Consider the following 11,697-nt stretch of genomic DNA (forward strand, 5'->3'; position numbering starts at 1 on the left):
TCCCGTACGAGGATGAAGCGGTGACCCCGGCGCACGGAACCTCCGACCACGGCGCCCCGGACCAGGACTGGTCCGAGGGCGCACAGCCTCTGACCCGGTACGTGGAGCGCGGCGTCCAGTGGATGCGCGCCTTCGACCGCCGCCTCCCGCTGGTCTGGGATCTCCATCTGGTCGGGTTCTTCGTGTTCGCCGCGTTCATCGACCTCGTGGGCGACGGCTGGCGGAACATCGCCCAGAACACGGACGTTCCGGCCTGGGCCCTGTACGCGATCACGCTGGCCGCCACGGTGCCGCTCCTGTGGCGCCGCACCCATCCGCTCGCGGTCTACATCGTCATGCTGCTCGCGTCGCTGGCCAACAACTGGACGGGCGCCGTCCTGCAGGCCTCGCTCACCCTGCTCATCGTCGTCTTCAACATCGCGATACGGCTTCCGCTGCGCACGTTGGCCTGGTCGTACGCGCTGCTCGTGCTGCCGCCCGTGGTCGGCCATCTCCGCCACCCGCAGGGCAGTTGGGACCAGCAGGTGGTGCCGACGATGATGAGCTTCGCGATCGTCGCTCTGATGGGCATCGCGTTCCGCACCCGCCAGGAGTACATGGCATCGCTGGTGCAGCGCGCCAAGCAGCTCGAAGTCGAACGCGACCAGCAGGCGCAGCTCGCCACCAACGCCGAACGCACGCGCATCGCCCGGGAGATGCACGACATCATCGGCCACAATCTCTCGGTCATCACGACTCTCGCGGACGGCGGTTCGTACGCCGCCGCCAAGTCCCCGGAGCGTGCCGCCCAGGCCCTCACCGCCATCGGCACCACAAGCCGTCAGGCCCTGACGGAGCTGCGCCGGCTCCTGGACGTCCTGCGCGAGGAGGCCCCTCAGTCACCTGAGGCCGCTGCTCTCGCTCCCCAGCCCGCCCTCACCGACCTGGACCAACTCATCGACGGGGTACGGGCCGCGGGGCTTCCGGTACGCAGCACGGTGCGCGGCCGCCCGGACTCGCTCCCGGCGGGCCGACAACTCACGGTCTACCGCGTGGTGCAGGAAGCCCTCACGAACACGCTCAAGCACGGGGGCCCGTACGCGACGGCCTATGTGGAAGTCGCGTACGGCGACGACGGGGTGCGGGCGACGGTGACGGACACGGGTGCGGGAGGCGGGCCGCCGGCCGTGGACTCCGGCGGCAGGGGACTGACGGGAATGCGCGAGCGAACGGCCCTGTACGACGGGACACTTGAGGCAGGCCCGCTGCCGCACCCGCAGGGCGGCTGGCACGTCGAACTCCATCTCCCCAAGGAATCCACCCAGTGACGACCGTGCTCATCGTCGACGACCAGCCGATGCAACGCTTCGGCTTCCGCATGCTCCTGGAGAGCCAGGACGACATGAGGGTCGTGGGAGAGGCCGGCAACGGCAGCGAGGCGGTCCGCATGACGGCCGAACTCCACCCGGACGTCGCCCTGATGGACATCCGCATGCCGGGCCTGGACGGAATCGAGGCCACGCGCCGCATCGTGGCGGCGGGCGACCGCACCCGCGTCCTGATCCTCACCACGTTCGACCTCGACGAGTACGCGTATGCGGGCCTGCGCGCGGGAGCCTCGGGGTTCCTCATCAAGGACGCCCTGCCGGAGGAACTGCTCTCCGGCATCCGCGCGGTCGCCACGGGGGACGCGGTCGTGGCCCCGAGCCTGACCCGCCGCCTCCTGGACGCGTACGCCGATCATTTGCCGATGCCGCGGGCGGGCTCGGACGCCACCGACCCGTCCCGGGACCCACGCCTGGCCTCACTGACGGACCGGGAGCGCGAAATCCTGACGGTCATCGGGCAGGGCTGGACGAACGCGGAGATCGCGGGCCGGCTGCATCTCGCGGAGTCGACGGTGAAGACGCATGTGGGGCGCGTTCTGGCGAAGACGGGGGCGAGGGATCGGGTGCAGGCGGTAATTCTGGCGTACGACACGAAATTGGTGCGGCCGGAGTAATCACTAATCACTAATTGCTGATTGCTGATTGCTGATTGCTCCTGAACGCAGAAAACCCCCGCACCCAGAGGGTGCGGGGGTTTCCCGTTAATGATAGTTCGGCGGCGTCCTACTCTCCCACAGGGTCCCCCCTGCAGTACCATCGGCGCTGTGAGGCTTAGCTTCCGGGTTCGGAATGTAACCGGGCGTTTCCCTCACGCTATGACCACCGAAACACTATGAAACTGTCAACCGCACCGTAGTCGTGGCCCGACATACGGGGTTGTTCGTGGTTTCAGAACCAACACAGTGGACGCGAGCAACTGAGGACAAGCCCTCGGCCTATTAGTACCAGTCACCTCCACCCGTTACCGGGCTTCCAGATCTGGCCTATCAACCCAGTCGTCTACTGGGAGCCTTAACCCCTCAAAGGGGGTGGGAATACTCATCTCGAAGCAGGCTTCCCGCTTAGATGCTTTCAGCGGTTATCCTTTCCGAACGTAGCCAACCAGCCATGCCCTTGGCAGGACAACTGGCACACCAGAGGTTCGTCCGTCCCGGTCCTCTCGTACTAGGGACAGCCCTTCTCAATATTCCTACGCGCACAGCGGATAGGGACCGAACTGTCTCACGACGTTCTAAACCCAGCTCGCGTACCGCTTTAATGGGCGAACAGCCCAACCCTTGGGACCGACTCCAGCCCCAGGATGCGACGAGCCGACATCGAGGTGCCAAACCATCCCGTCGATATGGACTCTTGGGGAAGATCAGCCTGTTATCCCCGGGGTACCTTTTATCCGTTGAGCGACGGCGCTTCCACAAGCCACCGCCGGATCACTAGTCCCGACTTTCGTCCCTGCTCGACCCGTCGGTCTCACAGTCAAGCTCCCTTGTGCACTTACACTCAACACCTGATTACCAACCAGGCTGAGGGAACCTTTGGGCGCCTCCGTTACTCTTTGGGAGGCAACCGCCCCAGTTAAACTACCCATCAGACACTGTCCCTGATCCGGATCACGGACCCAGGTTAGACATCCAGCACGACCAGAGTGGTATTTCAACGTTGACTCCACGAACACTGGCGTGCCCGCTTCAAAGTCTCCCACCTATCCTACACAAGCCGAACCGAACACCAATATCAAACTGTAGTAAAGGTCCCGGGGTCTTTCCGTCCTGCTGCGCGAAACGAGCATCTTTACTCGTAGTGCAATTTCACCGGGCCTATGGTTGAGACAGTCGAGAAGTCGTTACGCCATTCGTGCAGGTCGGAACTTACCCGACAAGGAATTTCGCTACCTTAGGATGGTTATAGTTACCACCGCCGTTTACTGGCGCTTAAGTTCTCAGCTTCGCACGCCCGAAAGCGCACTAACCGGTCCCCTTAACGTTCCAGCACCGGGCAGGCGTCAGTCCGTATACATCGCCTTACGGCTTCGCACGGACCTGTGTTTTTAGTAAACAGTCGCTTCTCGCTGGTCTCTGCGGCCACCCCCAGCTCAGAGTGCAAGACTCATCACCGGTGATGGCCCCCTTCTCCCGAAGTTACGGGGGCATTTTGCCGAGTTCCTTAACCATAGTTCACCCGAACGCCTCGGTATTCTCTACCTGACCACCTGAGTCGGTTTAGGGTACGGGCCGCCATGAAACTCGCTAGAGGCTTTTCTCGACAGCATAGGATCATCCACTTCACCACAATCGGCTCGGCATCAGGTCTCACCCACATGTCATCCGGATTTACCTAGATGACGGGCTACACCCTTACCCCGGGACAACCACCGCCCGGGCTGGACTACCTTCCTGCGTCACCCCATCACTCACCTACTACCATCTTGGGTCGGCGGCTCCACCACTTCCCTTTGCCCGAAGGCTCCAGGACGGCTTCACGGCCTTAGCATCAATGGGCTCGATGTTTGACGCTTCACAGCGGGTACCGGAATATCAACCGGTTATCCATCGACTACGCCTGTCGGCCTCGCCTTAGGTCCCGACTTACCCTGGGCAGATCAGCTTGACCCAGGAACCCTTAGTCAATCGGCGCACACGTTTCTCACGTATGTATCGCTACTCATGCCTGCATTCTCACTCGTGAACCGTCCACCACTCGCTTCCGCGGCAGCTTCACCCGGCACACGACGCTCCCCTACCCATCCCAGCAGGCGTTGGCCCTATATGCTGGAATGACACGACTTCGGCGGTACGCTTGAGCCCCGCTACATTGTCGGCGCGGAATCACTTGACCAGTGAGCTATTACGCACTCTTTCAAGGGTGGCTGCTTCTAAGCCAACCTCCTGGTTGTCTCTGCGACTCCACATCCTTTCCCACTTAGCGTACGCTTAGGGGCCTTAGTCGATGCTCTGGGCTGTTTCCCTCTCGACCATGGAGCTTATCCCCCACAGTCTCACTGCCGTGCTCTCACTTACCGGCATTCGGAGTTTGGCTAAGGTCAGTAACCCGGTAGGGCCCATCGCCTATCCAGTGCTCTACCTCCGGCAAGAAACACACGACGCTGCACCTAAATGCATTTCGGGGAGAACCAGCTATCACGGAGTTTGATTGGCCTTTCACCCCTAACCACAGGTCATCCCCCAGGTTTTCAACCCTGGTGGGTTCGGTCCTCCACGACCTCTTACAGCCGCTTCAACCTGCCCATGGCTAGATCACTCCGCTTCGGGTCTTGAGCGCGCTACTGAATCGCCCTATTCGGACTCGCTTTCGCTACGGCTTCCCCACACGGGTTAACCTCGCAACGCACCGCAAACTCGCAGGCTCATTCTTCAAAAGGCACGCAGTCACGACGCATTGAGTAAACTCAATGCGCGACGCTCCCACGGCTTGTAGGCACACGGTTTCAGGTACTATTTCACTCCGCTCCCGCGGTACTTTTCACCATTCCCTCACGGTACTATCCGCTATCGGTCACCAGGGAATATTTAGGCTTAACGGGTGGTCCCGCCAGATTCACACGGGATTTCTCGGGCCCCGTGCTACTTGGGTGTCTCTCAAACGAGCCGTTGATGTTTCGACTACGGGGGTCTTACCCTCTACGCCGGACCTTTCGCATGTCCTTCGCCTACATCAACGGTTTCTGACTCGTCTCACAGCCGGCAGACTGTGAAAGAGAGATCCCACAACCCCGCACACGCAACCCCTGCCGGGTCTCACACGTATACGGTTTGGCCTCATCCGGTTTCGCTCGCCACTACTCCCGGAATCACGGTTGTTTTCTCTTCCTGCGGGTACTGAGATGTTTCACTTCCCCGCGTTCCCTCCACACTGCCTATGTGTTCAGCAGCGGGTGACAGCCCATGACGACTGCCGGGTTTCCCCATTCGGAAACCCCCGGATCAAAGCCTGGTTGACGACTCCCCGGGGACTATCGTGGCCTCCCACGTCCTTCATCGGTTCCTGGTGCCAAGGCATCCACCGTGCGCCCTTAAAAACTTGGCCACAGATGCTCGCGTCCACTGTGCAGTTCTCAAACAACGACCAACCACCCATCACAGCCCGCCGAAACGAACTTTCACTGGGGTCGGCACTTGAAGGCAGCCATACGGCCATACCTTCAGATACCCAACAGCGTGCCCGGCCCGATCCTCTGACTTTCACGTTCCACGCCGAAGCAGTACTGGTGAAGCCAAATGATCGTGCCGAATAGTCAACGTTCCACCCATGAGCAACCAGCATCAGACGTTCGCTGATGAACTGGCCTCTGACCAACCGGAGTTGGTAAGAAGTGCTCCTTAGAAAGGAGGTGATCCAGCCGCACCTTCCGGTACGGCTACCTTGTTACGACTTCGTCCCAATCGCCAGTCCCACCTTCGACAGCTCCCTCCCACAAGGGGTTGGGCCACCGGCTTCGGGTGTTACCGACTTTCGTGACGTGACGGGCGGTGTGTACAAGGCCCGGGAACGTATTCACCGCAGCAATGCTGATCTGCGATTACTAGCAACTCCGACTTCATGGGGTCGAGTTGCAGACCCCAATCCGAACTGAGACAGGCTTTTTGAGATTCGCTCCGCCTCGCGGCTTCGCAGCTCATTGTACCTGCCATTGTAGCACGTGTGCAGCCCAAGACATAAGGGGCATGATGACTTGACGTCGTCCCCACCTTCCTCCGAGTTGACCCCGGCAGTCTCCTGTGAGTCCCCATCACCCCGAAGGGCATGCTGGCAACACAGAACAAGGGTTGCGCTCGTTGCGGGACTTAACCCAACATCTCACGACACGAGCTGACGACAGCCATGCACCACCTGTCACCCGACCACAAGGGGGGCCGTATCTCTACGGCTTTCCGGGCGATGTCAAGCCTTGGTAAGGTTCTTCGCGTTGCGTCGAATTAAGCCACATGCTCCGCTGCTTGTGCGGGCCCCCGTCAATTCCTTTGAGTTTTAGCCTTGCGGCCGTACTCCCCAGGCGGGGAACTTAATGCGTTAGCTGCGGCACCGACGACGTGGAATGTCGCCAACACCTAGTTCCCACCGTTTACGGCGTGGACTACCAGGGTATCTAATCCTGTTCGCTCCCCACGCTTTCGCTCCTCAGCGTCAGTAATGGCCCAGAGATCCGCCTTCGCCACCGGTGTTCCTCCTGATATCTGCGCATTTCACCGCTACACCAGGAATTCCGATCTCCCCTACCACACTCTAGCCTGCCCGTATCGACTGCAGACCCGGGGTTAAGCCCCGGGCTTTCACAACCGACGTGACAAGCCGCCTACGAGCTCTTTACGCCCAATAATTCCGGACAACGCTTGCGCCCTACGTATTACCGCGGCTGCTGGCACGTAGTTAGCCGGCGCTTCTTCTGCAGGTACCGTCACTTTCGCTTCTTCCCTGCTGAAAGAGGTTTACAACCCGAAGGCCGTCATCCCTCACGCGGCGTCGCTGCATCAGGCTTTCGCCCATTGTGCAATATTCCCCACTGCTGCCTCCCGTAGGAGTCTGGGCCGTGTCTCAGTCCCAGTGTGGCCGGTCGCCCTCTCAGGCCGGCTACCCGTCGTCGCCTTGGTGAGCTTCTACCTCACCAACTAGCTGATAGGCCGCGGGCTCATCCTGCACCGCCGGAGCTTTCAACCCCCTCCCATGCGAGAGGGGATATCATCCGGTATTAGACCCCGTTTCCAGGGCTTGTCCCAGAGTGCAGGGCAGATTGCCCACGTGTTACTCACCCGTTCGCCACTAATCCACCCCGAAGGGCTTCATCGTTCGACTTGCATGTGTTAAGCACGCCGCCAGCGTTCGTCCTGAGCCAGGATCAAACTCTCCGTGAATGTTTTCCCGTAATCGGGATCGCATCCGCGTTGAGCGGAACCAGGAAGAGGAATAATCTTCCGGTTCACAGCGTCCTCGCTGATGTTTTCTTCAAAGGAACCTCGTCCCGACCATGACGGCCGAAGACGGGGTATCAACATATCTGGCGTTGACTTTTGGCACGCTGTTGAGTTCTCAAGGAACGGACGCTTCCTTTGTACTCACCCTCTCGGGCTTTCCTCCGGGCGCTTCCCTTCGGTGTTTCTTTTTGTTCTTCGTTCTTGCGTTTCCGACTCTATCAGACTCTTTCGTGTCCGATTTCCTCGGTGCCTTTCCGGTTCCCGCTCCGGCCTTTCGGCTTTCGCGTTTCCCTTTCCGGCGGCTCCGACTCTACCAGATCCTTTCGGGCCTGATTCCCAGTCAGCGGGGCTTGTCTTCCCGGCTGTTGGGCCGTTCCGACGTCTCAAACTCTAGCGGCTCTTCCCGGTTACTCATAATCGAGCCCTGGAATTGAATTCGGGCATGCCGAAATCGTTCCCGGTGGGATGTCGTGCAGAGTTTGTTTTGCCGCGTCTCAGCGGCGGGAGGTGCTGTCGCAGAACCGTTACGGCTCCGTGGCAACCCGAAGGACCTTACGGATCGGGCGGGTGACTGTCAAACGCCGTGGTGGAGCCCTCGACCCACCCTCTCGACCCACCCTCTCAACCCGGCGCTCAGTCCAGGTCGGTGAGGCGTCCGCCCGCGTCCGGCTGGGCGTCTTCCACCCTGCGTAGAAGACGAGTCAGTACTTCTCCGAGGGCGCCGCGCTCCTCCTGGGACAGGTCCTGGAGGAGGTCCTCCTCGAAGACCGTGGCCAGGCGCATCGCCTCCAGCCACTTCTCGCGGCCTTCCGCGGTGAGCTCGACGATCACTCGTACGCGGTTGGACTCGTCGCGGTCCCGGGTCACCAGACCCTCCGCCACCATGCGGTCGATGCGGTGGGTCATGGCCGCCGGCGTGAGGCCGAGGCGCTTGGCGAGCTCGCCGGGGCCCATTTGGTACGGGGCGCCGGAGAGGACCAGTGCCTTGAGGACCTCCCACTCGGCGTTACTGATGCCGAGGGTCGCGGTCTGCCGCCCGTAGGCGACGCTCATGCGCCGGTTGAGGCGGCCGAGGGCCGAGACGATCTCCTCGACCTGGGGGTCGAGGTCCTGGAACTCCCGCTGGTAGGCGGCGATCTGCTCTTCGAGGGTCGGCTCAGTGGGGCCGGGAGTGTCACCCATGGCCGCAGTATGGCACGCCCTTACTTGGCATTGAAGTTCTTCTGTGTGTATTGTTTAGACTCTAACTTTAGCTTCGAAGTCTTCACGTCTAACTCCTAAGGCAGGTGAAAGTGACCAGGGCGATGGGCGCAGCGATGCGTCGTATTCAGGTCGGCAGCGCGCTGAGCGCGTTCGGCGTCGGGTTCACGGTTCCGTTCCTCTACGTCTACGTGGCGCAGGTGCGGGATCTGGGTGCCAGTACGGCGGGCATCGTGCTCGCCGCGTTTGCCATGGCCGCGCTGATCGTCCTGCCCGTCACCGGGCGCGTCATCGACCGCCGCGGCCCGCTCCCCGTACTCATGGGAGCCGCGCTGACCGCCTCGGTGGGTGCCCTCGCCCTGGGCTTCTCGAACAGTGAGCCGACGGCGATCGTCTCGGCGGCCCTCCTCGGTGCGGGCACCGCGGTGATGCAGCCGGCGCTCGCCACAATGATCGTCTGGTGCTCGACGCCCACCACGCGCACGCGTGCCTTCGCGATGCAGTTCTTCCTGCAGAACCTGGGTCTGGGTATTGGTGGACTCATCGGCGGGCAGATCGTCGACGAGCACGACCCGGGCAGCTTCATCACGCTGTTCTCCATCGAGGCCGTGATGTTCCTGGTGCTCGCCGCGATCGTCGTCACCGTGCGGCTGCCGCACGCGCCGTCCATCCAGGACTCCGTGCCCAAGGACGGGTCCGCGCCGCAGAGCGGTCTGCGGGCGCTGGTCCGGCACAAGGCGATGGTGCAGCTGTGCGTGCTCGGCTTCGTGCTGTTCTTCGCCTGCTACGGGCAGTTCGAGTCGGGTCTCTCCGCGTACGGCGTGGAGGCGGCCGGGATCTCGCCGTCGACGCTCGGCATCGCGCTCGCCGCCAACACGGCCGTGATCGTCATCGCGCAGTTCGCCGTCCTGAAGTTCGTCGAGCGGCGCAAGCGGTCCCGGGTGATCGCGGCCGTCGGTCTCATCTGGGCCGTCGCGTGGATCGCGGCCGGGTACGCGGGGATGGGCCACGGGAGCCAGGCCATGGCGACCGCCGCGTTCATCTCGACGTACGCGCTCTTCGGGCTCGGTGAGGCGATGCTGTCGCCGACCGTCGCGCCACTGGTCGCCGATCTGGCGCCCGCCGGGATGGTCGGTCAGTACAACTCGGCCTTCGCCCTGGTGAAGCAGCTGGCGCTCGCGGTCGGTCCCGCGGTCGGCGGTCCGATGGGGGCCGCGCTGCACGGGCCGTACATCGTGACGTTCCTGCTGTTCTCGCTCGGCATCACGGTGCTCGCCGTGCGCCTTGGGCGGCAGCTCACTCCGCTGCAGAACCAGCCGTACGTCGCGAAGAGCCGGGTCGTCGCTCAGGGCGCTCCGGAGTCCGAGTCCGCGGAACCCCAGCCCGCCAACTCCTAGGCGCTACAGGCGCTACCCGCGCGGCAGTGCGAACTCGCACCAGACCGCCTTGCCGCCGCCCGGTGTGCGCCGTGAGCCCCAGTTCGAGGCGATCGTGGCGACGATGGCGATGCCACGTCCCGCCTCGTCCGCGGGCTCGGCGCGGCGGCGGCGCGGCAGGTGGTCGTCGCCGTCGGTGACCTCGATGATCAGCCGGCGGTTCGTGCGGCGCAGGCGAAGGCGCATGGGCGGCGTGCCGTGCTGGAGGGAGTTGGCCACCAGTTCGCTGGCCGCGAGGACTCCCAGGTCGTGCAGTTCGGGCGGGAAGCGCCAGCTGGCGAGGACACCGGTCGCGAAGGCACGCGCGCGTGGCGCCGCTTCCACGCCACCGAGCAGCTCCAGGGCGGCGTTGCGGAACAGCTCGGCGTCCAGGCCTTTGCGTGCGGGGTGCTGGAGGACCAGGACCGCCACGTCGTCGTCGTGGTCGGCCGTCACCCCCAGGGCGCGGATCAGACGGTCGCACACCACCTGGGGTGTGCCGGTGGCGCCCGCAAGGGCGCGCTCCAGGGCGGCGACGCCTTCGTCGATGTCCTCGCTGCGCCGCTCGACCAGGCCGTCCGTGTAGAGGACGGCGGTCGAGCCGGGGCCCAGCGGGACCGAGCCCGATGTGTGCAGCCAGCCTCCGGTGCCGAGCGGCGGGCCCGTGGGCTCCTCCGCGCGGTGGATCGTGCCGCCCTCGTCCCGTACGAGGATCGGCAGGTGCCCGGCGGAGGCGTACACGAGGCTGCCTTCGTTCGGGTCGTGCACGGCGTAGACCATGGTGGCGATCTGGCTTGCGTCGATCTCCGCGGCGAGGCCGTCCAGGAGCTGCAGGACCTCGTGCGGGGGCAGGTCGAGGCGGGCGTAGGCGCGCACGGCCGTGCGGAGCTGGCCCATGACGGCCGCCGCGCGGACGCCGCGGCCCATGACGTCGCCGATGACCAGGGCGGTGCGGCCGCCGCCGAGGGTGATCACGTCGTACCAGTCGCCGCCGACCGCCGCCTCCGTGCCGCCCGGTTGGTACGTGGCGGCGATGCGCAGGTCGTCCGGCTGCTCCAACTCCTGGGGAAGGAGCGAGCGTTGCAGGGTGACGGCCGTCTCGCGCTGGGTGCGCTCGCTGGCCCGAAGGCGCTCGCCGGCCTCGGCGTGGTCGGTGACGTCGGCGGCGAAGACGAGGACCCCCTCGTCCTTGAGCCCCGCGGCGGAGCCGCTCACGGGGAGCGTCACGGGCGTGCAGGTGAAGGTGTACGACCGGCCGCTCGCCGCCTTGCGGGACTTGACCGTGCGCGGCTTGGAGCTGCGCAGGACCTGGTCCAGGAGGGGCAGCAGGCCGAGCTCGTCCAGCTCGGGCAGCGCGTCGCGGGCGGGCTCGCCCACGGGACGGTTGCCGAAGGCGGTGGCGTACGCGTCGTTGACGTACGCGATGCGGTGTTCGGGGCCGTGCACCAGGGCGACGAGGGCGGGGATGCGGTCGAGCACCTCGCGGGTCGGCAGTTCGTCGACGCCTGCGGCCGCGGGGGTGAGGGTGGTGCCCTCCTGGCCCCCCTCGGCGCGGGCCGCAGGGACGGAGCTTTCGGCTCGCTGTGGCGGGGAGATCCCCAGGTCGGTGCGCGCCGCGGCGCGGCGCTGCGTTCCGGGGAGCCGGGCGCTCCAGCGCGTGAAGTTCACTGCGGTAGGCCTCGTGATGTCGCTTCTGGATCGGGCGGGGATTTCCGGCGGTCCTGGCCCGCCCATGGTCACACGAACAGTCTGGCCGACCGGACTGACATCCGTCAGACGCCGGTGTCGTGC

The 11,697-nt window shown here is 64.0% G+C and carries 5 protein-coding genes and 3 rRNA genes; 3 read left to right on the top strand and 5 right to left on the bottom strand.

Translation table 11 applies throughout. The annotated features are described in order from the left end of the window. Positions 1-20: 20 nt before the first annotated feature. Together E5671_RS23365 and E5671_RS23370 are read left to right on the top strand one after the other, a co-directional pair. The gene (locus E5671_RS23365) at positions 21-1,307 is read left to right on the top strand and encodes a sensor histidine kinase (protein WP_443032680.1); all 1,287 of its coding nucleotides are present in this window, start codon (positions 21-23) and stop codon (positions 1,305-1,307) included. Continuing rightward, complete coding sequence (locus E5671_RS23370) at positions 1,304-1,981, top strand: response regulator (protein WP_160505906.1); 678 nt, start codon at positions 1,304-1,306, stop codon at positions 1,979-1,981. The genes E5671_RS23365 and E5671_RS23370 overlap by 4 nt, the downstream gene beginning before the upstream one ends. 96 nt (positions 1,982-2,077) lie before the next feature. On the opposite strand, the gene rrf is transcribed toward E5671_RS23370, so the two are convergent. From rrf to E5671_RS23390, 4 genes are all read right to left on the bottom strand, one after another. Further along, positions 2,078-2,194, bottom strand: a 5S ribosomal RNA gene (rrf, locus tag E5671_RS23375). Positions 2,195-2,285: 91 nt separating this feature from the next. After that, positions 2,286-5,408 (bottom strand): 23S ribosomal RNA (locus E5671_RS23380). 297 nt (positions 5,409-5,705) lie between these two features. Then, a 16S ribosomal RNA gene (locus E5671_RS23385) occupies positions 5,706-7,231 on the bottom strand. The 16S, 23S and 5S rRNA genes sit together here, the layout of an rRNA operon. A 693-nt stretch (positions 7,232-7,924) precedes the next feature. Beyond that, positions 7,925-8,473, bottom strand: coding sequence for a MarR family winged helix-turn-helix transcriptional regulator (locus tag E5671_RS23390; protein ID WP_160505907.1), 549 nt, complete (start codon positions 8,471-8,473; stop codon positions 7,925-7,927). Positions 8,474-8,595: 122 nt separating this feature from the next. Between E5671_RS23390 and E5671_RS23395 the strand changes: the two genes are divergently transcribed. Beyond that, a complete protein-coding gene (locus E5671_RS23395; RefSeq protein WP_160505908.1) occupies positions 8,596-9,888 on the top strand; it encodes an MDR family MFS transporter in 1,293 nt (430 codons plus the stop codon). 12 nt (positions 9,889-9,900) lie between these two features. Here the strand turns inward: E5671_RS23395 and E5671_RS23400 are convergent, their stop codons facing one another. Continuing rightward, positions 9,901-11,574, bottom strand: coding sequence for a SpoIIE family protein phosphatase (locus E5671_RS23400; protein ID WP_160505909.1), 1,674 nt, complete (start codon positions 11,572-11,574; stop codon positions 9,901-9,903). Positions 11,575-11,697: the final 123 nt, after the last annotated feature.

Origin of the sequence: Streptomyces sp. BA2, assembly GCF_009769735.1 — a bacterium.
GTDB lineage: Bacteria > Actinomycetota > Actinomycetes > Streptomycetales > Streptomycetaceae > Streptomyces.

Excerpts from the sequence above, each read along its gene's own strand:
- E5671_RS23395 (WP_160505908.1), top strand. The coding sequence starts at position 8,596 with ATGGGCGCAGCGATGCGTCGTATTCAGGTCGGCAGCGCGCTGAGCGCG.
- E5671_RS23390 (WP_160505907.1), bottom strand. The coding sequence starts at position 8,473 with ATGGGTGACACTCCCGGCCCCACTGAGCCGACCCTCGAAGAGCAGATC.